This is a genomic window from Paenarthrobacter sp. Y-19, from assembly GCF_029223985.1.
Taxonomy (GTDB): domain Bacteria; phylum Actinomycetota; class Actinomycetes; order Actinomycetales; family Micrococcaceae; genus Arthrobacter; species Arthrobacter nicotinovorans.
The window spans coordinates 1,735,767-1,760,086 of the sequence record NZ_CP119414.1 but is presented as its reverse complement, the minus strand read 5'-3'; the positions used below and the strand labels follow the sequence as shown (position 1 = coordinate 1,760,086).

Here is a 24,320-nt window from a genome sequence, read left to right as displayed (position 1 = left end):
GCTCCGTTGTGGATAGTTAGTCGGTCAGGCAAACCGCTGCCGCCCGGGTCCGGACGGCAGAACACGGCAAAGCGCCGGGTCATCCTGATTTGTGGATTAGTACAAAATGGATGCATGCACGTAGTACACGCCCGTTTATTCTAGTCGTATTGGCAAAGCAGGGTCAAAAGCGGTGTTATGGCTTCAGGACATCCCCGAGCCGCGCGAAGGAAATACCCTTGTCCAGCAACCGCGGCAAGGCGCGCCCATAGCCTTCCGCTGTTGCTCCCGCCGGCTTGTTGAAGTGCGAAATGACAATGTCTCCGGGCCCGACCCGGCCCACCTCGGTGGCGACGGTGGCCGCCGGAAAGGTCGCGCCGCCGTCGCCGTTGACAGTAAAGTTGACCGGCAGCATGCCGAGCCTGCGCGTCATGGCGGCCGTGACGTCGTCGTAAAAGGCCGTTCCCGGACGGAAGAACCGCGGGGACTTCCCGAAAGTGTCCTGCATGATTGCCTGGTTGCCCATGAGTTCGTCGTACGCCGCGGACGCTGTGGCCGTTCCGGTGATCCCATAGGCTGACTTGCCGCTGACCGACAACGGAAGGTGTGATGTCCCGTGGTTGGCCAGTTCGAACAGCGGGTCCGCTGCCAGCTCCGCGGAAAGTCCGGGATTGGCCTGGATCCAGCGGCTGTTGACGAAGAGTGTGGCAGGTACGTGGAGCTTGCGCAGGGTCTGCAGCAGTTCATGGTCGCACCCTGAACCCCCCGGCCCGCCGCACGCATCGAACGTCAAGGCCACTTGCTTGGCCGGAGAGTCGTTGACGACTCCGGTGACATGCAGTCCCCATTCCTTGGGCTGCCTGCCTGCAAACTCAGCAAGGATTTTTTGTTTGTCCGGCACCGCCGGGGGCTTCATGGTCGGCTGCGCGAGGGCGGCTGCAGCCTGTTCGCTCGACTTGGCAGAGACGGACGGAGGCGGCGTAGCGGGACCGGTTGGCCGCAATTGCTCCGTTGCCGCATCCTTTTCAGGACCGCCCGGCAAGGACCCGGTCCCGCTGTCTGCACATCCTGCCAGGACAGCAGTTGCCAAACCTGCCATTCCAAGCAGCACTGATCGCCGGCCAGCCAATGGCCGCCGCTTGGAATCCCCCATGGATGTCCTTACTGACGTTGTAACTATGTGGTTGTAGTGAAGTGGTACTGCCTAGAAGTGTGTCAGACAGTGAGCGGAACGTTCCACTGTGAACAACTGCTGGGCCAGGAACGCGGCGCCCGGGGAGTTCTCGCGGATGCGGCCGGCGGCTGCCAGCGTCACCGGCGATACCGCACCCAGGTAAATGGAGGCGAGGCCTGCGGCGTCCATGCTGAGGTCCGGCTTCTCACCCGAAGCATCCTTGACGACGGCGGCAGCACCGCCGTCGGATTCCAGAAGCCAGGTGCCCCCCGCCAAGCCCAAGGAGTCGGTGACCTCAATAACCAGGCGGCCGGCTGCGGGGTACTTCCGGGCCTCCAAAGCGGCCTGGGTATCCAGGATCCTGAGCCACAGCATGTCACGGACTTCGGATGCCTCAATGCACCTCTGGTCCTCGAGCGCCCATGCCAGCGGATCATCCACGGGGGCCTCGGCCCACGTGACTTCGTCGATGAGGTCGATGCTGCCCAGGAAGCGCCACAAGTCGCGGTAGCCGGCGTTGGTTGCGGCAACGAGGTCCACGATTTCCATGGTGTACGGCTTGTGGTCCCAGCCCTTGAAGCGGTAGGAAACGTAGCCATCCAATGTTCCGGAGGGGTCGTAATGCAAGGCGCAACGCACGGAGGCATCGGGCTTGCCGTCATGGCCGATTGAACCGGATGCCACCAAGCGGTAGTACTCCTGCCTGTCGACCGAACCCGGAGAAAGCCGCTGGACCCGCTCAAAGACCTCTGGCGCAACGTCCAGGAGGACTGAAGGATCGGCGACTTCGACCACGCCTTCAGGCTGTCCCTTGAGCCGGAATCGCGGACCGGTGTCGACTTTGATGCTGCGTTCAAAAGTGGCCACACCAAAGCCGAATCGTCCGTAAATGGAACCTTCGGAGGCCGTGAGCGCCGCCATGGCGAGGCCGTCGTCCTTGGCGCCTTGCAGGTCGGCAGTGATCATGCCGCGGAGGATTCCGTTGCGCCTGTGGGTTCCACGGACGGTTACGGCAGTAATCAGGTTGGACTCCAGCTGGCGCCCGTAGCCGATGTTGAGAGATTTGCGCATGGTGGCATAGGTGGCCACCGGGACATCCGCGCCGAGCGAATGATCGGGAACGTCCGCGTTGACATAGACACCGGTCAGCTCGCGCTTGTCGGTCCGGTAGGCAGCCAGGGTTTTGGCCAGGTATTCGTCGTCCCGCCGCTCCTGGTGGAAGCCGTGCGAGACGGCCTGCACCCAGGTGGTGCAACGGCTGTAGCCTTCGTCAGTCTTGTCGGCGACAACAGGGAATCGTTGGACAGAGTACTTTTCGGAGTTTCTTTCATTGGGATCAGCCACGCCTTCGAGCCTAGCCAGACGCCTGAGGGCGCGCCACCACCACGGCGGCGCGCCCTCAAGCGGTTACTCGAAAGCTAGTGTCCGGCCTCGTACCAGCTTGATCCGACGCCGATCTGGACATCGAGCGGAACTGACAGGTCCGCGGCAGAGCCCATTTGTTCGATGACCAGTTTCTCCACGGCTTCGCGCTCCCCTGGCGCTACTTCCAGGACGAGTTCGTCGTGGACCTGCAGCAGCATGCGGGACTTCAGGCCCTGGCTGGCGAGCTCGGCCGATACCCCCAGCATGGCCCGCTTGATGAGGTCGGCAGCGGAGCCCTGGATCGGCGAGTTCAAGGCGATCCGCTCTGCTGCTTCCCTGGCCTGGCGGTTGGTGCTGGTCAGATCCGGCAGGTAGCGGCGGCGGCCTTCGATGGTGGCGGTGTAGCCGTCGGTCCTGGCCTGGTCCACGACGCCCCTCAGGTAGTCCCGGACACCACCGAAGCGGTCAAAGTAGTCCTTCATGAGCGTCCGGGCCTCATCGACGGAAATCTCCAATTGCTTGGACAGGCCGAAGGAGGTGAGGCCGTAGGCCAGCCCGTACGACATTGCCTTGACCTTGGAGCGCATGGCGCTGGTGACTTCTGCCGGCGCGACGTTGAAGATCCGGGAGCCCACAAAGCGGTGAAGGTCTTCGCCGTCCCGGTACGCCTGGATCAGTGCCTCATCGCCCGAAAGGTGGGCCATGATCCGCATTTCGATCTGCGAATAGTCAGCGGACAGCAAGCACTCGTAACCTTCGCTCACCACGAAAATACCGCGGACCCGGCGCCCCTCTTCGCTGCGGACCGGGATGTTCTGCAGATTCGGGTTGTTGGACGAGATACGGCCGGTGGCGGCGATGTTCTGCGCGTAGGTGGTGTGGATTCGCCCATCGTCAGCGACGGACTTCTTCAGCGTCTCCACCATCTGTGCCAGCTTGGACGACTCTCGGTGCGCCATGAGCTGGACCAGGAACTCGTGGCCGGTCTTTTCAAGCAGAGCCTTGAGCGAGGCAGCGTCCGTGGTGTAGCCGGACTTGATCTTCTTGGTCTTGGGCAGGCCCAGTTCCTCGAACAGGACTGTCTGCAGCTGCTTGGGCGAACCGAGGTTCACCTCATGCCCGATAGCCGCAAACGCCTGTTCCTGGGCGGTCTGGATCACCTTGGTGAGGTCCGCCAGCTGTTCATCCATACGGTCCGTGGAGACGAAGATGCCCGTCAGTTCCATTTGGGCCAGGACGCGCGCCACTGGAAGTTCCAGCGTGGTCAGCAGGGCGTCGGCTTTGCGGTCTGCAAGCTCCTTTTCGAAGTGCTTGCTGAGCGCGTGCACGACGGCGGCATGCTGGACGAGCGCGGCAGCGGCAGCCTGGTCCGTATCACCGGAGAGGTCGAGTTCCAGCTGTCCGGACTGGGAAGCGGCCGTGGCCAGGGAGATTTTGAGATGGACCTGTGCGAGTTCGGCGAGGTCGTAGCTGCGGCGGTCGGGCTGGATGAGGTACCCGGAGATGGACGTGTCATCCACGACCCCTTCCAGGCCGAGGCCACGGTTGTGTAGGGCCTTAAGTGCCGCCTTGAACTCGTGCAGCACTTTGGCTTCTTCGGGGTCGCGCAGCCAGCGGGCCAACACTCCCTCGGCCTCGGCGTCCAGGCCCGTCAGTTCAATGAAGGCTGCACCGTTGGCGCGGACGACGGCCAAGGCACTGGCGTCCTCACCCACCCGGCCGGGGACCATCTGCACGGCCAGGGCCGAACGCATGCCGGATCCGGCGGTGAAAAAGGCTTCCAGCCCGGAAGCATCCGTGAGTGAGTCGAACTCGGGGGCATCGATGGTGTCCGGAGCAGCCCCCGCTGTGTCGTCACCATAGAGGTCGAAAAGGCGCGTGCGGAGGGTCCGGAATTCGAGCTCTTCAAAAAGCTCTTCGATGGCCTGCCGGTCAGGACGCGGTTCGTGGAGATCCTCCAATGTGATGGGCAGCTTCAGGTCCGTGAGCAACTGGTTCAGCCTGCGGTTGCGCTTGACGTTTTCCAGGTTCTCCTTGAGCGCGCCGCCCACCTTGCCTCCAATGGAGTCAAGGTTCTCCAGGATGCCTTCCAGGCCGCCATAGAGGTTGATCCACTTGGCCGCAGTCTTGGGGCCAACGCCTGGAACGCCGGGCAGGTTGTCGGCGGATTCGCCGACAAGTGCGGCGAGGTCGGAGTACAAACCGGGCTTAACGAAGTACTTCTCCTCGATGGCGGCCGCGTCCATCTTGGGAATGTTGCTGACACCCTGCTTCGGATAAAGCACAAAAACGTTGTCGTTGATGAGCTGGAAGGCGTCCCGGTCACCGGAAACCAGCAGCACCTCGAAACCGGCAGCATCAGCCTGCGAGGCCAGCGTCGCAAGGACATCGTCAGCCTCGTATCCGGGCATGGCGATGGTTTTGATGCCCCATGCCTCCATCACCCGCGCAATGAGGCCTATCTGGCCGGCGAACTCAGCCGGAGTGGCGTTTCGGCCGCCCTTGTACTCGCTGTACTCCGCCTTGCGGAACGTCGTGTCGTCGGAAACGTCGAAAGCGACAGCCACATGCGTGGGCTTCTGGTCCTTGATCAAGTTGATCAGCATGGACGTAAAACCGTGCACCGCGTTGGTGTACTGACCCCGGGCCGTGGAGAAATTCTCGGCAGGAAGGGCGTAGAAAGCCCTAAACGCCATGGAGTGGCCATCCAGGACCAGCAACCTTGGCCGGCCCTCCCCCGCGGAGACGCTGGAAGTAGTGGCAGAAGGGGCGGGTGCTGTTGCAATGGCAGCAGCTTGGGCCGTTGGAACCTGGTCCGGTTTGGTTGTTTCACTCACAGGTGCCAGCCTAGTTGGCATGATGGACAATTTCACGCCGAACAGCTTTGTCGACCAACTCAATGAGGCCGGGGTGCCCGAAGAATTCCACGATTGGCTTTCCGCGCACGGCGTGGGAACCCTGGTGGTGAAAATGGGTATCCGTTTCACGGAGATGAGTGCGGAACGGATGGTGGCCACCATGCCTGTGGAGGGAAACACCCAGGTAGCAGGCATTCTCCATGGTGGAGCCCACGTTGTGCTGGCGGAGACCCTTGGCTCCTTTGCGGCATCGTTGCACGCCGGAAGGGGACGCCACGCCGTCGGCATTGAAGTGGGCGCAACCCATCACCGTTCAGTGGCAACGGGTACCGTCACCGGCACGTGCACCGCGATCCACCTCGGCGGCACTTTGGCCACGCATGAAATCGTCATCACTGACGAGAAAGGCCGGAGGCTCTCAACAGCCCGCATCACCAACATGATCCGGGACAACCGCCACTGATTCCGCTCGGGCCGGAAACCCGCCATTACCGTGCGGATTGCTGCAGCCGGTAGCGCAATTCCACCGCAGCCCCACCAAGCGTCCTCGACGAGACCAACTCGAGTGGCGCCGTCGGGCCCTTCAACGGCAACAGCGGCTTTCCGGCGCCCAATACCACAGGCACGATGGTGACAATCATTTCGTCGAGCAGTCCGGCGTTGGCGAATTGGGCCACCAGGTCACCTCCACCGACCAACCAGACGTTCTTGCCGTCGGCGGCCTTGACCAGGTCGGGAGCGAATTCGCTGACCTCGCCCCGAACGAAGGTGATATCCGATCCCGCGGGTGCGGAGTACTCGTGGTGGGTGAAGACCCAGCACGGGATATCCGGATACGGCCACGTGCCGGGTTCGTGCTCAATGAGCCACCTGTAGGTGTCTCCGCCCATGGCGATGCAACCAACGCCGGCCATGAACAAGCCAATGCCCTCGTTGACTTCGTCGACGCTGTCGAACTGCAGGAGCCAGCCGAGGTCGTCGTCAGGCGAAGCGATGAAGCCGTCGATGGTGGAAGCTACGTAGTACTGGAACGTCGACATGGCCCCAGACTAGTCAGTCCGAAGCAGGGTTCCCATACTCCACGCGGACACTCCCGTTATCCGGCAGGACCACCACCCTGCCGCGATCCAGCGACCATCCGTCGTTCAGCAGGAAGATCCGTCCGCCGCTGACCACCAGCAAGCGCAGGCCGGTGTAACGGTACAGGGGTGCCGCCTCCGAGCCGGCCGACTCCTCCTTGACGTTAGGCACAGTAACGGCCAACCGTTCCTTGCTGTAAACGACGGCGGTGGGCAGCAGGTGGGAGCGCTCCTGGTAGTCGACCGCGGCGCCCCGCCCCAGCGCCTGGGCGTAGTCGGAGGTTCCCCAGAACAGCAGGAGCGTCACCAGGACAAATACCAGCCACCCTTCGAGGGCGCCCTTGCCGGTGCGCGGGGCCTGCGCTGAAAGCCCGGCAGCCCGGCGTCGGACCCGCAGGCCCCAAGCGCCGACAACGAGCCCCGCCGCGATGAGGAACGGCGCATAGAGGACAGTCTGTTCAGGGCGCGCCGTCACCGCAAGCCACATCACGGCGGCATAGGCGAAAGCTAGGAAAAGAATTACCGTGGCGGTCAACTGCACCCGCCTCCGCTGCCCGGGAAATTCGAGGAGGCGTGCCACTGCCCGGTCCAGCATCAACCACAACAAAGCGATGACCACCAACCACGCCAGGGGCTGGAACAACGACTGGATACTCCGCAGCATGAAGTCCTGGACCGTGTAGCCGAACAGGCTGACGTCCAAGCCCATGGCTTTCGCCTGGGCATCGGTGCGTGCCCATCCGAAATAGACCAGCAACGCCGTGACAACCGTCAACGGCGGACCGACGACCGAGAGCACCTCGAGGGTCCGTTGCCATCGGGTGTTGCTTCGGTCTGGAGCCGCCGTTTCTTCGCTCACGGTGAGGCCGTGGGGGTTGCTTCAACGGACACCGTGGGGGTCCCGGTGGCGGTAGATGGACCTCCTCCGGTTGCCTTCGGGCTCGGGGTAACTCCGGCGTCGTCGTAGAAGAACGTCACTGAACCGGCGATGTCCACGGTGTCCGTGACCGATATCCGGACTGACTTCCGCCCTTGGGCGGGCGGCATCCGCAGGTAGAGCGTCCCGTAGTCTTCTCTGTCCCCCACGAATTCGACGTCTGCCGGAACGCCGTCGAACATGACCTCGCCAACGCGGACGTAGTAGCCGTCGAGGCGGACAATGGTGCCGCCGGAACTTGGGCCGGAGGCCCGGGGCGTCCCCGGAACCGGCCTGAGCTGTTCGTCCACTACCGTCAAGCCCAGCAACTGGCGCGGACATGCCTCGCCCAGCCCGGGTTCGACCTTGAAGGCAGAATCAGGGTTGCTGCGACGTTGGGCCACCAAAGAGGCCGACATGGCTGCAACCCTGAACTCCAGGCACTGACTCTGTGGAATCCGCGGCATGGCCGAAACCGCGTTGGACGCCCTTTCCCAGTCCCCCCGGCTGCCGCTTAGCACGGCGCGGCAGACAGCGGCACCGGCCACCCAAACGGCCGAGTCCTCCGCCCCTTCGATGCTGCGGTCCAGGGCGTCGCACTGGAATTGCTGCAGAAGGAGGTATCGCTGACCGGAGGTGGGATCGTTGGGCCCGACTGGCCCTATGGGAATCCATCGCACGACTGGCGCGTCTGCCTGCGGCGCTGCGGGACCGGCAGGGCCGGCAGGTTGTGCCGCCGTCGGATCGCCGGCCGTTGGACTGGCCTGTCCGGAGGTTGCGGCCGTTTGCGCCCCGGACCCCGGCTGCGGGGAAAGGCCTTCAGAGGACGGCGGCAAGCAGGCTGAAAGGACCAGCAGCAGGACCGGGACCAGGGCAAGTCCTGCCGGGCGGCTTCGGGATTGGCACTTCATGACAGCCCCATATCTGCCGGACCACGACCACGCAGTCATATTCATGGCTACACTGCCGATTATTCTCCCGAATGGACGAAGCTGCCAGAGTAGTTGCTACCCGCAGTTGCTACTTTCCGAAGTACGGAACAATCAGGTAGATGCCGAACAGGACGGCCACCCCGCAGAAGCCAAAGCAAATGTAGGCCAGGGACCGCATCAGGACCGGGGACTTCTGCTGGGCGTCGCCGGCAATGGCAGTAAGCCGCACGCCCAGGGAGTACAGGACCACGAGCGTCACGGCGGCAAGGAGGGTAACGCCGGCTACCTGCAGCAGTTCCAACCATTTCATCGCTGCACGTCCTTGCTCGGGGTGTTCTTTCGGGACTTCTTCTTCTTGCGGAACCGGACGGCGTGGCCGGCCTCTTCAACCTCGACGGCGTTGTGGTGCCCAACGTGCGATTTCCGGGATACAACGAACATGAAGACGATGGCTGCCGTTCCGGCTACTGCGGCGATCACGACACCCACGACGCCGACCCCAACAAGCAGGGCGGTCAGGGCACCAACGATCGCCGATGCCGGGAGGGTAAACAGCCATCCCAAGGCGATCTTGCCTGCGGTGCCCCAGCGGACGGAGGTGCCTTTGCGGCCCAGGCCGGAACCGATGACGGAGCCGGAAGCAACCTGCGTGGTGGACAGGGCGAAACCCAGGTGCGAGGAAGCAAGGATTGCGGAGGCTGTGCTGGTTTCAGCTGAGAAACCCTGGGCGGGCTTGACCTCGGTCAAACCGGATCCCATGGTGCGGATGATGCGCCAGCCACCGGCGTAGGTTCCGATGGCGATGGCAAAGGCACAGGCGGCGATGACCCAGAACTGCGGTCCGCTGCCAGGTGTCTGGGTGCCACCGGCGATCAGGACCAGCGTGATGATGCCCATGGTTTTCTGGGCGTCGTTGGTACCGTGCGCGAGGGCCACCAGGCTGGACGTGAAGATCTGGCCCGTGCGGAAGCCGCCTCGCTTTTGCGTGAGCTTGTCGCCGGTTTCGGGATCATGCCGTGAGGTGAGCGCGTAGGCCAGGCGGGTACAGATGTACGCCACCACGCCAGCGATCAGCGGCGCGAAGAGCGCAGGAAGGATGACCTTCTGCAGAACGGTTTCGAAGTTGATGGAGTGGAATCCGATGCCCACAACCGCGGCGCCGATCAGACCGCCGAAAAGCGCATGCGAGGAACTCGACGGCAGGCCCTTGAGCCAGGTGATCATATTCCAGAGGACGGCACCCATCAGCCCGGCAAAGATAATGTCAGGAGTGATGTGGATGCCGTCGGAGCCTTCGCGGATCAGGCCACCGGAAATGGTCTTGGCCACTTCAGTGGACAGGAATGCGCCCACAAGGTTGAGTACCGCGGCCAAGGCAACGGCCGTCTTGGGCTTGATCGCCCCCGTAGCGATAGGCGTGGCCATCGCATTGGCTGTGTCGTGAAACCCGTTGGTGAAGTCAAAGAATAGGGCCAACGCTATTACCAGCGCGACCATGAAGGTGATATCCACCTGTTGCCCAATCTGCAGAGTCGACGTTCAGCAGTTTCACTTCCCCATACCTGCCATCCACAGCATAGTTCAGCAATTGTTCAACTGACCCTGCTTGCGGGATTCACTCTGGCGGGCTTGAAACCTTAAGAATCCTACGTGCCATCCACTGAGCAGCCAAACGTATGGGATCCCCGGTTCACCCCAGATACCTGCGCACGGCCGCGAGTTCGCCCCGGCTCAACCCTTTGCGGGGATCCGGTGAGATGCAAAGCACACGATCCTGCTGGTATTCGGCCCACGAGCGGGCATCGGACTCCTGGCTGAGCTGGTCGTCAAGCCAGATAATACGTTCACTCCCGGTCGCTGCCAGGTCCTTCTGCAGGGCTACCAGCTTCCACCATTCCGGCCCCTCATCCCAGCCTTGGCTTGAAAGTACCGGCCAGTCCTGGCCGTTCAGGCCGATAGCGGGGCACAGGAACTCCGGCGCGAGGCGCTCCCACGTCGTCAGCCACACGAACCTGGCGGAGGGATGTTCAGCGAGGTCGTTGAGCTCGGCCACGGCTTCAGGCGCAAAGGCAACCTCCAGGATGCCGGCGTCGGCGATGCTCCATTCGCCGCCCCAGTCCGTGGTTCCCATCGGACTGAAGGGGTTCACCACGCCGTCGACGTCAAGGTAGATGGACACGGGCCTCACGGCATCCCCCATGGAATCCACAATCGTCCCCTCCCCAATAGATGGAAGCCAGCCTACGGGAACGGGGTTTGTTCGGATGCAGCGAGCCGATAATCAATCTCTTGACGTGCGTCATGGAAGTGATAATCTCGATTCATGGAAAAGCCCCCAGTCCACTCCGCCCAGAGCGTCCGCGACATCGAGGACACCGTCCGCACCGATTTCCGGCACGCCATGTCCTACGGCGGGTATCTGGACCTTGATCGTTTGCTTAGCTCCCAGCACCCGCTCAGCAAGCCGGAACACCACGACGAATTGTTGTTCATCATCCAGCACCAGACCAGCGAACTCTGGCTGAAGCTGGTGCTGCACGAGTTGTTGGAGGCCAGGCGGCTTTTCGACGCTGACAACCTCGGCAAAGCGCTCAAATGCATCGCCCGCGTGAAGGCAATCCAGCGCACGATGACGGAGCAGTGGTCCGTCCTGGGCACCCTTACGCCGCGCGAGTACGCCCAGTTCCGCGGATTCCTGGGCAGCTCCTCAGGCTTCCAGTCCTACCAATATCGCGGAGTCGAGTTCCTGCTGGGCAACAAGAACCGCGGGATGCTGCGCGTCTTTGAAAGCGAACCCGAAGCCCACGCCCTGCTGAGCACCCTCCTGGAGGAGCCCACGCTGTACGACGCCTTCCTCGGGGTCCTTTCCCGTGCCGGCTATGACATCCCGGCGGACATCCTGAACCGTGACACGAGCGAGCCGTGGATCTTCCGCAAGGATCTGGTTCCCATCTTCCAGAAGATCTACGAATCGGATGACACTCAGTGGGGACTCTACGAAGCCTGCGAGGACCTTGTGGACATCGAAGACAACTTCCAGGCCTGGCGCTTCCGCCACCTCCGGACCGTCCAACGCACCATCGGCTTCAAGGTCGGTACCGGCGGATCCTCCGGCGTGGACTTCCTCAAACGCGCCCTGGACCTGACGTTCTTCCCCGAGCTCTACGCCGTCCGCACCGAAATCGGCAACTAAGCACACCACCCCCGGGCAGCGCCGCCCAGAACTTCCGCAGGAGAAGCCATGACCACCCCACAGCAGACCCAAAGCCCACTGCAGACGTCGGCCGAACTGGACGCCGCTGATCCCCTCGCCGCCCAGCGTGAGGCCTTTTACGCCCCCGACGCCGATCAGCTCACCTCGTACCTGGACGGCAACTCGCTCGGACGCCCCCTGAAGGCAACAGCGGCGAACCTCGCCTCCTTCGTCCACGACGCCTGGGGCAGCCGCCTCATCCGCGGCTGGGACGAACAATGGATGGACGAGCCCACCGCTGTGGGCGACCGCATCGGCGAAGTGACCCTCGGAGCGGCCCCAGGCCAGACCATGGTGGGTGACTCCACCTCCGTCATGCTCTACAAGATGATCCGCGCCGCTGTCGACGCTCAGCCAGGCCGCGACGAGATCATCATCGACCGTGACAACTTTCCTACTGACCGCTTCATCATCGAAGGGATCGCCAAGGAACGCGGGGCAACGATCAAATGGATCGCGGCCAACCCCGCCAGCGGCGTCCGCGCCGCGGACCTCGACGGGCTCCTCGGTGAGCGGACCGCCGTCGTGGTCCTCAGCCATGTCGCCTACCGCTCAGGGTTCCTGGCGGACGCTAAGGGAATCACCGCCAAGGTGCACCAAGCCGGTGCCCTCATGCTCTGGGACCTCTGCCACTCTGTGGGCTCCGTACCCATGGAACTGGATGCGTGGGGCGTGGACCTTGCCGTCGGCTGCACCTACAAGTACCTCAACGGCGGACCCGGCTCCCCTGCCTTCGCTTACGTCAACTCCTCGCAGCAGGACCGCCTGCAGCAGCCCATCTGGGGCTGGATGGGCGCCGACAACCCCTTCGGCATGACCGAGGCCTACCGTCCGGCGCAGGGCATCCGCCGCTTCATAACCGGCACACCCCCGGTCCTGGCCATGCAACCCCTCAAGGACATGGTCGAACTTATCGCCACTGTGGGAATGGACGCCATACGGGAGAAGTCCATCAAACTCACGGAGTACGCCATCGCGTTGTCCGAGGAACTCCTGGTCCCGCTCGGAGCAGAGATTGTCAGCCCCCGGGACCCGGCAGAACGCGGTTCTCACATCACCGTGGACCACCCGCTCTTCGCCGACGTCACAGCCAAGCTGTGGGAAAAGGGAGTCATCCCCGACTTCCGCCCCCCGCACGGCCTCCGCATCGGCCTCTCCCCGCTCAGCACCAGCTACGCCGAGGTTGAGCTGGGAGTGGCAGCTATCCGCGACGCCCTCGCCGAATTGCGGTGAGCCGGGAATGAGCGCCGTCCTCGATGACATGGACTCCCGTCCAGGGAGCACAACCTCATTGCTGCGCACCGTCATCGGCCTGTACTTGCGCGACGCGGGCGGATGGATGTCCACCAAGGACATTGTGTTGCTCATGGACGCCCTGGGAACGTCGGGAACAGTCACGCGGACGGCACTGGGCCGCTTGCGGAAGAAGGACGTGCTAGTGCAGGAGAACCGGGAGGGCATTCCAGGCTTCACCCTGACAGAAGGTGCGGCCACCATGCTTGCCCGCGGCGACCGCCGGATCTACAACCCGCGAACCATGTCGCCCACGGATCCCTGGTGCCTGATTTCGTTTTCGATCCCTGAGACCGAACGTGAGAAACGGCATCAACTGCGGCGCAGATTGCACTGGATCGGCTGCGGGACAGTGGCCGCCGGCCTGTGGATCTGCCCGGATTCCCTCCGGGTGGAAGTGGAGGAAATACTGTCGGACCTGGGGCTGCGCAACGTAACCACAATCTTCGTGGCCGGTACACCCATGGTGGGTGGCAGCCTCCGGGAAGCGGCGTCCAAATGGTGGGACTTGGAAGCAGTTGCTGAACTCCATAGGGATTTCATCCGTGAACACGCAGCAGCGGTCATTGGTGCCGCACCGGAAGTCGAACCCGGCGCCTCCGCCTTCGCTGCCTACGTCCGGTGCATCGATCGGTGGCGCATCGTTCCCTACCTCGACCCCGGGTTGCCGCAGGCATTCCTGCCCGCCGACTGGCCCGGGGCCGAAGGTGCCGAGTTGTTCAAACGGATCCTCGCAGCTTATGCGGAACCCAGCTCGGAGTTCGTCCGGCGTTCCCTCCAGGACACCGTGACGGTCACGGCTTCCTGACAGCCGTTCCCCGCCAGTAGGGCTCCCCCAGCTCTCCTATGGGAGTCCTGGCCGTTTCCCGGGAGAAGAAGGCGGAAACTCCGGCGATGGCCATGCACAGTACCGCGAATCCCGCTACGGGAAGCCAGCCGTCGTCGCCCTTGCCCAGGAGCAGTCCTGCGACGAGGGGAGCAAAACCAGCAACCACCAAACCCAACTGGTTACCCAAAGCCATGCCCGAATACCGGACCGGGGCCGCGAACAGTTCGGCAAAGTAGGCAGGCCAGATCCCGTTGAAGCAGGAGTAAAGCAACGTCATGTTGATGAACGCTGCGGCGAAGACCAGGAAGATGTTGCCCGTGGACAAAGCCGCGAAGTAGGCGAAGATCGTCACCGAGCAGCCGATGGCCGCAGTCAGCAGCAGCGGCCTGCGTCCCAACCTGTCGGAGAGTTTCGCAGTCAGGGGCATCACGAACATGGACAGGCCGATGGCTACCGCATTCACCGTGAGGATGGGTGCCTTGTCGAACCCTGCTGCACCGGTGGCGTAGGACAAACCGAAGACCGTGAAGATCGTCTGCATCACTGACATGATGGACATGCCGATCACCCTCACCACATCCGCAGATTGGAAACGCAGGACTTCCCGTAACGGCAAAGGAGCCACAGCCTTGCGGTCCTTTGCTTCTTCAAAGATCGGAGTCTCATCCAGGTGCGTACGCACCCAGTAGGCGATGCCCAACACCACAATGGACAACCAGAAAGGGATGCGCCAACCCCAACTCATCAGTGCCTCAGTGGGCAGAGCGGACACAGGAATAAAGACAATCGTCGCGAGCACCATGCCGGAGGCATAGCCGGTCATGACGAAGCTGGTAAAGAAACCACGTCGCCCTTCCGGTGAGTGCTCCAGGGTCAAGGTGGACGCGCCTGCCGATTCTGCCCCTGCGGAGAAACCCTGTGCCAGGCGGCCAATGACCAGGAGAACCGGAGCCCAGACGCCGATCTGGCTGTAACCCGGCAGGAACCCGATGCCAAGGGACGACAGTCCCATCACGGCCAGGGTGATGAGCAGGATCTTCTTCCGGCCCAGCTTGTCACCGAAATGTCCCATGACCAGGCCGCCGACCGGCCGTGCCACGTAGGCCACGCCAAACGTGGCGAAAGCCCCGATCAGGCCAACTGCGGGATCATCGGAAGGGAAGAACAGCGGGCCGAAGACCAGTGCAGCGGCTGAGCCGTAGATGAAAAAGTCGTAGTACTCGAGGGTGCTTCCCAGAAACGAGGCCAAAGCGGCTTTTCCAGGGGTTTTGCGCAGCGTCGTTGGCTGCTTGGCGGTTGTTTGCATGGCTGTTCTCCTTTGAACGGCGTCCAGGCGTTGATTCAGAGGTGGAAATCGACGGCGATGATGAGTTCGCTGTTGGGAAACGAGTACTTCTTGAGGGGCTCGTGCAGCGGGTGGGTGTTGTAGACCTCGATGTCTTCCGCCGCGGCGAAGTCGGCAACGATCGCGTAGTCGAAGGAGCGTTCCTGCTGCAAGATGTCAGCGCCGTGGGTCAGTTTCAGGAGGCCGGGAATGTTGCCGTCCATGGCATCCAGTCCCGCCATCCACGCGGCTTTGTCGGCTGTGGGAAAATCCGGCTTGAACTTGAACAGCACTGCATGACGGATCATGCTTCCACCCCTGTCATGACGCTTTCACCCGCGTATTCGGCCGGTTGGCTCGCAATGGTCCGGCCCGCCAGGTACCCCATGGTCATGATGGGACCCAGGGTGGCCCCGGCACCCGGGTACCCAGCGGCGTAGGCATTTTCGGTGGTGTTACCGGCAGCGAAAAGGCCCGGAATGGGTTGTCCGTCGACGTCCAGGACGCGTGCCCGTCCGTCCGTGGCTATGCCTCCATTGCTCCCAAAGGCACCATTGACCACTTCCATCGCGTAAAACGGGCCGGTCACCAGCGGGCCGAGCGATGGGTTGGGCCAAGGACAGTCGTCGTCGCCCCAGTACTTGTCGTAGGCGCTTTCACCCCGGCCGAAGTCCGGGTCCTCGCCTTTGACGGCGAATTCGTTGAAGCGGCTGACCGTAGCCCTCAGTTCCCCGGCAGGAACACCGATCTTTGCGGCCAGTCCCTCCAGCGTGGGTGCTTCCACGAGGTATTCGGGCGTGGGCTGGCCGGCCCGGTGTGCAAGGACGCCGTAGCGCTCCAAGTAGGCGTGGTCGAAGACCACATGTGCCGGTGTATTCAAGGTCTGGTTGTTGGGCGAATCCCAGGACTGAAGGCAGCGCGCAAGGTCGTTGTAGTTCTGTGACTCGTTGGCGAAGCGGCGTCCGTGCCGGTTGACCATGAGCGAGCCGGGCCCTTGCCGTTCGAACCTCAGCAGTGTGCCCACGGGTGCCCCGTCCCGGGTGTCTCCCGTTATTGACATGGGGGCCCACCACGCTTCGCGGGTTCCGCGGGTCTGTGCCCCGATGCGTTGTGCCATCCTGAGCCCGTCGCCTGTGTTGGAGGGCGGTGAGCACATAATGTACAGGCGCGAGGCCAGCAACGAATCGGCCAGGGCCTTGTCCCATTCGAATCCGCCGGTAGCCAGTACGACACCATCGTTGGCAAGGAACGTTTCTCCCGATTCGAGTTCGACGCCCGTGACCCGGCCGCCGTCGAGAAGCAATCGTTGACCACGGGCGCCAACCACCAGCGCAGCGCCGTCCCGGACCAGGCTTGCGAGCAGCATGCCAATCAAGGCGTGCCCCTTGGCCACGAGCCCTTGGTCCTGGCGCTGGTTGAGTTGAGCCCACGGAAATTTGGTGAAGGCGCCCCAGTTCTCATACTCCTGCATAGTGAACGGTGCCCTGCCATCGGAGCGGACGTGGCGGGCGAGGTCGCCGAGTGCCTCCCGGATATTGAATAGTTCAGGTTCAACAGTGCGCCCGCCTTCAACGGAACCGGGTAGGTCCTGGCGGTAGTCCGGAAAGTTATCCAGGAAGATGAAGCGCAGTCCGCATTCTTCCTCGGCAAAACGGAGCATGGTGTCTCCAAAATCAAGGGCAGCGTCCAGGAGCTCTTCGCGGCTGCGTCCACGCGCCACGGCCCGGATGTACCGGGCGGCCGCTTCCTTGGAGTCGTCCAGGCCCGCTTGGCGGGCATGGTGGTTGTCAGCCACCCAGAGCATGCCGCCCGAGACGGCAGTGGTTCCGCCGAGAAGTTCGGTCTTTTCGAGCACGACGACGGACTTGCCCGCCCGTGCGGCGGTGGCCGCTGCTGTCAGTGCCCCTGCGCCAGAGCCGACGACGACGACGTCGTAGGTACCGGCCTGTGTGCCGTTGAGAAATTTCACGAAGAATGCCTTTCAGAGGGGAATTGTGGTTCAGTTGCGGATGCTTGGGCTCAGACAGCGGTGTAGCCGCCGTCGATCACCAGCTCGGATCCCGTGGTGAAGCGGGACTCATCGCAGGCAAGGTAAAGAACGCCGTAGGCGATTTCGTCCGGTTCCCCCTGCCTGGGGAGGGGGCTGTTGCCGACCAATTGCCGGTAGTAGGCCTCTGCCCCGATCGCGGACTGTTCCGCTGAACGGCGGCTCATCCTGGTGTTCATGGAACCGGGGTGTATCGAGTTCACGCGGACACCGTGAATTCCGTAGGTAGCGGCGTCGGACTTGCTGAGGAGCCGGACGGCACCCTTCGTTGCGTGGTAGAGGGGCACGTTGCTTCCACCTGTTAGTCCATGAATGGACGAAAAGTTGATGATGCTCCCGGACTGCTTTTCGATCATCCCCGGAACGACGTATTTGGTCATGAGCCAAACCCCTTTGACGTTGACGTCAAAGATGGCATTGAAGTCATCCATGGAGGCGGTGTGGCTTGCTCCGGCGGCACCGATGATTCCGGCTGCGTTGACCAGGATGTCCGGGGTGCCGAGTTCTTTGCTGAGTCTCCCGATCGCTGATGCGACGCTGGACTCATCGGTGACATCGACGTCGTATTCGGTGATGCCCGGGCGGCCGCCTCCGGACGGTGCCCCGGCGCGGTCCAACGACGCCACCAAGGCTCCATGGTCCGCCAACAGCCGGGCAGTCGCGCTCCCCAGGTCGCCCCTGCCGCCGGTAACCACGGCCACTTTCCCGGCCACGCGCCGGGCCGCATCGGCCGGCTTTCCGCGTCTTTCTGAATCCATGATCAAACTCCTCCTGCCGCGGCATTGCGGCGTTCAAACATCACTGCGGCGCAGGGCAGCACGGAAGAGAGCCTCAAGGGGCTGATCGTGAACTTGGGCGAAATGCCGTGAGGGTCTGAGTCCTCTTGGATGGCTCCGGACGGTGGTCCTGTCCGCAGTGCCCTGCTGTGTCCTCCACTTTGCCAGCGGCCCTGTGAGTAGAGCCACAGCGTTACCGATGAACGGGAATCAGATGCTTCCGTTGCTTTGGCGAAGAGCGCCCTTGAGTTCGCCGCGCCAACCGAGGGCACGCGAAATACCCCTTGCTGCCGTCATTAAAACGGGCACACGGACGGCGGCGTTTTCTTCATTCCTGGGCACCACCACACTCAAGGCAGCCACGACGGCGTTGGTGCGGTCGAAGACAGGCACGGCGATCCCACTCGACTCCGGCACGATGATCCCGGGCATGGACGCGAATCCCCGCTGGCGGATCGCTGCCAGGTGGCGGCGCAGTTCGGCTGGATCGGTCAGCGTGGCGTCAGTGAACTTTTCAAGCGTCCGGGAGAGGAAGAGGTCCTGATAGGCGGCTGAGGAATACGCCAGCAGGACAAGCCCGGAGGATGTGCCGTGCACGGGCAGACGTCCGGCCACCTTGGTGATGTCCACCATCGAATCCCTGAAACCAATCCGCTCGATGTAAAGGACTTCATCGGACTCCAAAATTCCCAGCGTTGTTGAATGCCGGACCACAGACTGCACGTCTTCCATGAAGGGCAGCGCGGCCTCACGCAGGCCAACCATCCGGGAGCTTCTGGACACAAGCTCCCACAACCTCGTGCCAATGCGGACCTCGGCATTGGCTTCCCGTTCAAGAAGGCCCTCGGCAAGCATCTCGTCCACCAAGCGGTAGGTGGTGGTTACGGGCAGCCCCGAGCGGCGGGCCAGCGTGGCGACGCTCATGGTCCGATGGGAGTCGTCGAACGCGCCGACAAGCCGGACAACCCGACGGATGACGGACTCGCCGGAAGTCGAGTTGGCCACGCTATTCCCCTGATTTCACGCGCGAGACAAACCTGAACCGGTCACCGCGGAAGGTACTGTGAGTCCACTCAACGGGCGCCCCTTTCCCGTCGCGCGCCAGCCTGTTGACCACCAGAAGAGGTGCCCCCATTTCAATCCCCAAAATCCGGGCGTCACCCGGGCCGGCCAACGCAGTTTCCACCGTATCCTCGACCTCGGCAATGCTTATCCCGTAAGTGTCCCGGAGAGCGGCATACAGCGAACCCGCCTTGGCAAGGCTGGCCTTGAACCGTGGAAGCCTTCCCGGAAGCCATGCGACCTCATGGGCCAGTGGTGCACCATCGATCAGCCTGATGCGTTCCAGTCTGGTTACCAAGCCACCCTCCGCGAGCCCGAGGTGCGCAGCGACCTCCTGGCTGGCCTTGGTGACATCCAGGGCCACCAGCGTCGAACCAGGTTTAAGTCCCTGCATCCGGGCGTCGTCGGAAAATGAGGTCAACTGCCGCACATGGGTCACCTTGGGGGGTGCGACAAAAGTGCCATGCCCCTGGATCCTCCCCAGCTTCCCCTCGGCAACAAGCTCACTGATGGCCAGGCGCACCGTAGTGCGGGACGTTGCATACGTCTGCGCAAGAGCCCTCTCGGTGGGAATGAGGGTACCGGGCTTCAACCCCGTGATGCGGGCAAGGATTTCGGTCTTGACCATGTAGTACTTGGGTGTTGCCGGAGCTGTATCAGCGGACATGCGGACAAACTACCTGTAGACAAGGGGATTGGTCTATGCCAATCTAGGCGGAGTGCCAAACTTGGCGTGAGACGAAGGGATGTCACTTGGAGGAAATGCAGCAGTCCGGGAGCAACAGCGCCACAAACGCTGCCCCGGTTGTCCTCGGGCTCCACATCGGCGGTTCGAAAACCCACGCGGTTCTCGCCGACGACACCCGCTTCTCCGGGGCGGACAATGATGCCCGCCTGGAGATCACCGAAGCACGTGCAAACCTGTCTTCCGTGGGGCACCAGGGCGCGGACGCAGTGCTGCGGCGGATTGCGGCACGTGTGGGCGGTAGTGTCGCAGCAGTCTGTGCGGGAGCGGCCGGCGCCGACACCCCTGCGAGCCGGGCCGTTCTGTCGGCCCTCCTCTCGGAACATTTTCCCGGTGCCAAAATCGAGGTGGTCCATGACACACGCATCATCCTCGCCGCGGCCGGTCTCGAAGCAGGCGTGGTCCTGGTGGCCGGAACCGGCTCTGTGGCCTGGGGCAGGAACCGTGAGGGACGGGAAGCCCGCAGTGGAGGATACGGCTATCTCCTCGGCGACGAGGGTGGTGGATACTCGGTAGTCCGGGACGCCGTTCGCGAGGCCTTACGGGAGTACTACGCAGGACTTGAACCGGGCCCGCTGGTCCAATCGTTGATGGCAGCCACGGCCAGTGTGGACGCCCTGCAGCTCATGGACTTCTTCTATGCAAAACCGGAACCCGACCATTGGGCTGGACTGGCCCCGCTCGTCCTTGAGATGGCGCAGGACGGCGACCCTGCGGCGTTGCGGATCCAGGCCGAGGCAGCCCACTCCCTGGCGTCCTTGGCCAGGCAAGTACTGGGCGAACTCGGATTGGATCTTCCCTTGGTGATGGCCGGCGCTTTGCTGGTCAACCAGGACCAACTCGCTGCGGCTGTAGCGCGCAAAGTGTCCTTGGAGGATCCGTCGTTGGTCCGGATACTCCCCCAAGCCCCCGTTTTCGGCGCAGTCAAACTTGCACGGCAACTGATCCAGCAGTAACGAACCACGAGTGATCCCGACGGCCAACGGGAGTAATCTGGACTCATGCCTTTGATGTGCGGTGGCCGGTAGCAATGACCCGGGCCAGGCGGCGGTGGCTGCCGGCGCTCCTGATAAGCCTTGCCATGGGCATGGCCGTGCTGTTTGGTGCAGTCCAAGCGGGCGCAAGCGGCTCCCTGCCACCCAAAACCGCAGACGAGATCCTGGCCATGATCGCGCGCACCCAGGTCCGGGAGCTGTCCGGAACACTGGAACAAACCGCCGAACTGGGACTTCCCGAAGTTCCAGCGTCCGGCCCCGGGGTTGCGCCCGGAACCGCCTCCGCTTTGGAGTTCCTGACAGGCTCGCACACTGCGAGGGTCTACATTGATGGTCCTTCCAAAGCACGCGTACAGATCTTGGACCGGATGGCCGAGCGCGATCTTGTACTGAACGGCGAGGACGCGTGGTTCTATGACTCCTCGGACAACAGTGCTACGCATGTGAGCATCCCCCGTCCGTCGGTGGGAGCACCCACCGAGTCCCGGGTACCAGAATCACCGCGCCCCGCCTTCCCCACTCCCGAGGCTTTAGCGTCGCGCTTCCTGACAGCCATTGACGCCAGCACTGAAGTAAGCGTCGGGGATTCGTCCTCGGTGGCCGGGCGCAGCGCCTACAAACTCCTCCTGAAACCCCGCACGGCGGGCACCTTGGTGGACGCTGTGGCGATTGATGTGGATGCCGAAACCGGCTTCCCCCTCGGTGTCGAACTGTGGGCCAACGGGCAGGCCGGGCCCGCCTACTCACTGGAGTACACGCAGCTGGACCTGACTGCCCCGGACGCCTCGCTGTTTGAATTCGTACCGCCGCAGGGCGCATCGGTCAGGGAAAAGACGATCCCCGCAGCACCCGTTCCTTCCATGCCACTGCCTGAGCCCTCCGGCCCAACGACCCAGCCGCAACCGACCCAGCCACATCCGACCCAGCCACATCATGGTGCAACGGTTACAGGCGCCGGCTGGGACGCCGTGATCTCCCTCCCGGCGGGAACCGCTCCGGCCGGGCTCACCGCCAGCCCGGAACTCACGCAAGCGCTCCAAGCTGTTCCGGGCGGCCGCGCACTGACGACGTCGGTGATCAGCGTGCTGATTCTCGACGACGGCCGCGTCTATGCGGGCATGGTGCCGTTGGAGCGGCTTCAGGCAGTCGCCCAACAGTTAAACGTCCCTGCCCCGTGACCGACCCAGCGACCAGCCCGCTGACCGGCCCTGCCGTCCTGGCAAGCAATCCAGGCACCGGCGACAATCTTGCCATCGAAACACGTGGACTGGTGAAGCGCTTCGGCCACCGCGCCGCCGTCGACGGCATTGATCTGGCCGTTCCCCAGGGGGCGGTCTACGGCTTCCTGGGGCCCAACGGATCGGGAAAGACCACCACCATCCGGTTGCTGCTTGGCCTCGCCACGGCGAACAGCGGCGACATCAGCGTTTTGGGCAAGGAGATGCCACAATCCTTGACCTCCGTGTTGCCGCACGTGGGCGCCTTGGTTGAGGGCCCCGGTTTCTATCCGTTCCTCACCGGCGAGGCAAACCTGATGCGCCTGGACTCGGCCGACCGCCACGCACCCTCATCGACCAGGCGGCAGCGTGCCCACGAGGCCCTGGACCGTGTGGGGCTCGGCCATGCTGCCGGAAAGAAGGTCCGCGCTTACTCATTAGGCATGAAACAGCGCCTCGGCCTGGCCAACGCGATGCTGCGTCCCCGTGAACTGCTTGTCCTTGATGAACCGACCAACGGACTTGACCCCCAAGGGACGCGCGAAGTGCGCGCCCTGGTTCGTTCCCTTGCCGCAGGTGGCGCGACGGTCTTTGTCTCGAGCCACCTGTTGGCCGAGGTCGAGCAGATGTGCACGCACGCAGGCATTATGAGCGCGGGAAAACTGGTGGCCCAAGGGCCACTGGATGAGCTGCGCTCCTCCGGGGAGTCGCACGTCCTGATCCACACGCCCGACGTCGGCGTGGCCGCAGGCGTCCTGTCCCGCCTTGGTGTGGTCCCAAGTGATGCGACAGGCAGGGGCGACGACACGCTCATGGGCACCGGACTCAACGGTATGGCCCCGGAGACGATTGTGGCCGCGCTGGTTGCAGGAGGCGTGCGCGTCCGCGGATTCACTGTTGGGCACGCAAGCCTGGAAGAACGGTTCGTGTCCCTTACTGGAGAGGGGTTTGACGTTGCCGGCTGAAACCGCTGCTGGTATTCCATCTGCCACCGGGCGGTCCGGGGCAGGGTGGGCACTCCTTGCCTCTGAACTGTCGGTACTCTTCCGCAGGCTCCGCACGTGGGCCATGCTGGTCGCGTTGGCCGCCGTGCCCATCCTGATTGCAGTCGCGGTGAGGTTGTCGTCGAGGCCCGCAACTCCTGGCCGCGGCCCGCTGTTCCTGGACAGGATCACCCAGAACGGGCTCTTCGTGGCGGTCACGGCGCTGGTGGTATGCGTGCCATTGTTCCTTCCCCTCACCATAGGTGTGGTGGCAGGAGACACGATCGCAGGGGAAGCGAACCTCGGAACCTTGAGGTACCTGCTGTTGGCACCTGCGGGACGCATTCGCCTGCTGTTGGTCAAGTACGCGGGAACGGTCGCCTTCTGTTGTGCCGCGACGGCAACTGTGGCAGCGTCAGGCACCCTGGCCGGCGTCGTCCTCTTTCCCGTAGGGCCGGTCACCCTGCTGTCCGGCGACACCGTCAGCGTGGGCGATTCCGCACTGCGGTCGCTGCTGATCGCTGCCTACATCACGGTGTCCCTGATGGGGTTGGGGGCGATCGGCCTTTTGATCTCGACCTTCACCGATGCGCCTGTTGGTGCCATGGCAGCCACGATTGTCCTGTCCGTCGTGTCGCAGGTCCTCGACAACCTGCCACAGCTGGAGTGGCTGCATCCGTGGCTTTTCAGCCACCACTGGCTGGACTTCGCTGACCTGCTCAGGCAGCCCATCGCCTGGACATCGTTTGGTGCGAACGCGCTGCTGCAGTCCGGCTACATAGTGGTGTGCGGCGCCTTGGCGTATGCGAAATTCTCCAACAAGGACGTGTTGTCGTAGCTTTGTCGTAGGCTCTTTGCATGGCCAGATTCTTTGATGTGCACCCGGAAGACCCTCAACCACGCGCCATCGGCCAAGTGGTCAATATGCTGCGGGACGGCGGCTTGATCGCCTACCCCACCGACTCCTGCTACGCCTTGGGCGCCCAGATCGGAAACAGGGAAGCGCTGGACCGGATACGCACCATCCGGCATCTGGACGGCAAACACCACTTCACTCTGGTCTGCAAGGACTTCGCCCAGATGGGCCAGTTCGTCATGCTGGACAATGACATCTTCAGGAGCATCAAAGCTGTCACCCCCGGCAGCTACACGTTCATCCTTCCGGCCACCCGGGAGGTTCCGAAGCGGCTTTTGCACCCCAAGAAGAAAACAGTCGGCGTCCGCATCCCGGACCACAAGGTGGTGCAGGCACTTCTCGCCGAATTGGGAGAGCCTCTGCTGTCCAGCACGCTCCTGCTGCCGGATGAGGAAGAACCGTTGACTCAGGGCTGGGAAATCAAGGAGCGTTTGGACAATCAGGTGGACGGCGTGATCGATGCCGGAGACACAGGTTCGGAACCAACCACGGTGATCGACTTTTCGAGTGGGGTGGCCGAGGTGGTACGGCGCGGTACGGGCGATCCTTCCCGCTTCGAATAACGGTCGAGGCCGAC

At 63.1% G+C, this 24,320-nt stretch carries 24 protein-coding genes; 9 read left to right on the top strand and 15 right to left on the bottom strand.

What is annotated here, in order from left to right; translation table 11 throughout:
* Positions 1–175: 175 nt before the first annotated feature.
* The 3 genes from PYR64_RS08145 to polA all read right to left on the bottom strand — a co-directional run bounded on the left by PYR64_RS08145 (position 176) and on the right by polA (position 5,214).
* Complete coding sequence (locus PYR64_RS08145; protein WP_275779344.1) at positions 176–1,132, bottom strand: polysaccharide deacetylase family protein; 957 nt, start codon at positions 1,130–1,132, stop codon at positions 176–178.
* Positions 1,133–1,183: 51 nt separating this feature from the next.
* Complete coding sequence (locus PYR64_RS08140; RefSeq protein ID WP_275779342.1) at positions 1,184–2,497, bottom strand: GNAT family N-acetyltransferase; 1,314 nt, start codon at positions 2,495–2,497, stop codon at positions 1,184–1,186.
* Between the two features lie 74 nt (positions 2,498–2,571).
* Positions 2,572–5,214, bottom strand: a complete 2,643-nt coding sequence (gene polA / locus PYR64_RS08135; protein WP_275779340.1) for a DNA polymerase I — start codon at positions 5,212–5,214, stop codon at positions 2,572–2,574.
* A gap of 160 nt (positions 5,215–5,374) precedes the next feature.
* Here polA and PYR64_RS08130 point away from each other — a divergent pair, with 160 nt between their 5' ends.
* Positions 5,375–5,839 (top strand): hotdog fold thioesterase, encoded by a 465-nt coding sequence (locus PYR64_RS08130; protein WP_026267138.1) that lies wholly within the window; start codon positions 5,375–5,377, stop codon positions 5,837–5,839.
* Between the two features lie 25 nt (positions 5,840–5,864).
* On the opposite strand, the gene PYR64_RS08125 is transcribed toward PYR64_RS08130, so the two are convergent.
* The 6 genes from PYR64_RS08125 to PYR64_RS08100 all read right to left on the bottom strand — a co-directional run bounded on the left by PYR64_RS08125 (position 5,865) and on the right by PYR64_RS08100 (position 10,512).
* On the bottom strand, positions 5,865–6,416 hold the full coding sequence (locus tag PYR64_RS08125; RefSeq protein ID WP_275779338.1) for a dihydrofolate reductase family protein: 552 nt from the start codon (positions 6,414–6,416) through the stop codon (positions 5,865–5,867).
* Positions 6,417–6,429: 13 nt separating this feature from the next.
* Positions 6,430–7,314, bottom strand: a complete 885-nt coding sequence (locus PYR64_RS08120) for a hypothetical protein (RefSeq protein ID WP_275779336.1) — start codon at positions 7,312–7,314, stop codon at positions 6,430–6,432.
* Positions 7,311–8,282 carry a hypothetical protein gene (locus PYR64_RS08115; protein WP_275779334.1) on the bottom strand — a complete coding sequence of 324 codons (972 nt, stop codon included), beginning with the start codon at positions 8,280–8,282 and terminating at the stop codon, positions 7,311–7,313. Before PYR64_RS08115 ends, PYR64_RS08120 begins: the two co-directional genes overlap by 4 nt.
* A gap of 109 nt (positions 8,283–8,391) precedes the next feature.
* Positions 8,392–8,613, bottom strand: coding sequence for a hypothetical protein (locus PYR64_RS08110; protein ID WP_018777530.1), 222 nt, complete (start codon positions 8,611–8,613; stop codon positions 8,392–8,394).
* Complete coding sequence (locus PYR64_RS08105; RefSeq protein WP_018777529.1) at positions 8,610–9,815, bottom strand: inorganic phosphate transporter; 1,206 nt, start codon at positions 9,813–9,815, stop codon at positions 8,610–8,612. Before PYR64_RS08105 ends, PYR64_RS08110 begins: the two co-directional genes overlap by 4 nt.
* 178 nt (positions 9,816–9,993) lie before the next feature.
* Positions 9,994–10,512, bottom strand: a complete 519-nt coding sequence (locus PYR64_RS08100; protein ID WP_039241178.1) for an HAD domain-containing protein — start codon at positions 10,510–10,512, stop codon at positions 9,994–9,996.
* Positions 10,513–10,626: 114 nt separating this feature from the next.
* Between PYR64_RS08100 and kynA the strand changes: the two genes are divergently transcribed.
* The 3 genes from kynA to PYR64_RS08085 are packed head-to-tail and all read left to right on the top strand — an operon-like array spanning position 10,627 to position 13,657.
* Positions 10,627–11,496: a tryptophan 2,3-dioxygenase gene (kynA, locus tag PYR64_RS08095; protein WP_018777527.1), complete on the top strand. Its 870-nt coding sequence runs from the start codon at positions 10,627–10,629 to the stop codon at positions 11,494–11,496.
* A gap of 48 nt (positions 11,497–11,544) precedes the next feature.
* Positions 11,545–12,789 (top strand): aminotransferase class V-fold PLP-dependent enzyme, encoded by a 1,245-nt coding sequence (locus tag PYR64_RS08090; protein WP_018777526.1) that lies wholly within the window; start codon positions 11,545–11,547, stop codon positions 12,787–12,789.
* A 7-nt stretch (positions 12,790–12,796) separates the two neighbouring features.
* Positions 12,797–13,657 carry a PaaX family transcriptional regulator C-terminal domain-containing protein gene (locus PYR64_RS08085; protein WP_275779330.1) on the top strand — a complete coding sequence of 287 codons (861 nt, stop codon included), beginning with the start codon at positions 12,797–12,799 and terminating at the stop codon, positions 13,655–13,657.
* Here the strand turns inward: PYR64_RS08085 and PYR64_RS08080 are convergent.
* The 6 genes from PYR64_RS08080 to PYR64_RS08055 form a co-directional block, all read right to left on the bottom strand.
* Positions 13,644–14,984 carry an MFS transporter gene (locus tag PYR64_RS08080; RefSeq protein WP_275779328.1) on the bottom strand — a complete coding sequence of 447 codons (1,341 nt, stop codon included), beginning with the start codon at positions 14,982–14,984 and terminating at the stop codon, positions 13,644–13,646. The genes PYR64_RS08085 and PYR64_RS08080 overlap by 14 nt on opposite strands.
* A 35-nt stretch (positions 14,985–15,019) precedes the next feature.
* Positions 15,020–15,310, bottom strand: coding sequence for a Dabb family protein (locus PYR64_RS08075; protein ID WP_275779326.1), 291 nt, complete (start codon positions 15,308–15,310; stop codon positions 15,020–15,022).
* Positions 15,307–16,971, bottom strand: a complete 1,665-nt coding sequence (locus PYR64_RS08070; RefSeq protein WP_275779324.1) for an FAD-dependent oxidoreductase — start codon at positions 16,969–16,971, stop codon at positions 15,307–15,309. The genes PYR64_RS08075 and PYR64_RS08070 overlap by 4 nt, the downstream gene beginning before the upstream one ends.
* A 50-nt stretch (positions 16,972–17,021) precedes the next feature.
* Positions 17,022–17,807, bottom strand: coding sequence for an SDR family oxidoreductase (locus PYR64_RS08065; RefSeq protein WP_275779322.1), 786 nt, complete (start codon positions 17,805–17,807; stop codon positions 17,022–17,024).
* Positions 17,808–18,035: 228 nt separating this feature from the next.
* Positions 18,036–18,830: an IclR family transcriptional regulator gene (locus PYR64_RS08060; protein ID WP_039241167.1), complete on the bottom strand. Its 795-nt coding sequence runs from the start codon at positions 18,828–18,830 to the stop codon at positions 18,036–18,038.
* Between the two features lies 1 nt (position 18,831).
* On the bottom strand, positions 18,832–19,554 hold the full coding sequence (locus tag PYR64_RS08055; RefSeq protein ID WP_018777519.1) for a GntR family transcriptional regulator: 723 nt from the start codon (positions 19,552–19,554) through the stop codon (positions 18,832–18,834).
* A 95-nt stretch (positions 19,555–19,649) separates the two neighbouring features.
* On the opposite strand from PYR64_RS08055, the gene PYR64_RS08050 reads away from it, so the two are divergent.
* The 5 genes from PYR64_RS08050 (at position 19,650) to PYR64_RS08030 (ending at position 24,306) form a co-directional block, all read left to right on the top strand.
* On the top strand, positions 19,650–20,588 hold the full coding sequence (locus PYR64_RS08050) for a BadF/BadG/BcrA/BcrD ATPase family protein (protein WP_275779922.1): 939 nt from the start codon (positions 19,650–19,652) through the stop codon (positions 20,586–20,588).
* A 74-nt stretch (positions 20,589–20,662) separates the two neighbouring features.
* Positions 20,663–21,805, top strand: a complete 1,143-nt coding sequence (locus PYR64_RS08045; protein WP_275779319.1) for a DUF2092 domain-containing protein — start codon at positions 20,663–20,665, stop codon at positions 21,803–21,805.
* A gap of 38 nt (positions 21,806–21,843) precedes the next feature.
* On the top strand, positions 21,844–22,809 hold the full coding sequence (locus PYR64_RS08040) for an ABC transporter ATP-binding protein (protein WP_275779920.1): 966 nt from the start codon (positions 21,844–21,846) through the stop codon (positions 22,807–22,809).
* Positions 22,793–23,665 carry an ABC transporter permease subunit gene (locus tag PYR64_RS08035; RefSeq protein ID WP_275779317.1) on the top strand — a complete coding sequence of 291 codons (873 nt, stop codon included), beginning with the start codon at positions 22,793–22,795 and terminating at the stop codon, positions 23,663–23,665. The genes PYR64_RS08040 and PYR64_RS08035 overlap by 17 nt, the downstream gene beginning before the upstream one ends.
* Positions 23,666–23,685: 20 nt before the next feature.
* Positions 23,686–24,306 carry an L-threonylcarbamoyladenylate synthase gene (locus tag PYR64_RS08030; RefSeq protein WP_018777514.1) on the top strand — a complete coding sequence of 207 codons (621 nt, stop codon included), beginning with the start codon at positions 23,686–23,688 and terminating at the stop codon, positions 24,304–24,306.
* Positions 24,307–24,320: the final 14 nt, after the last annotated feature.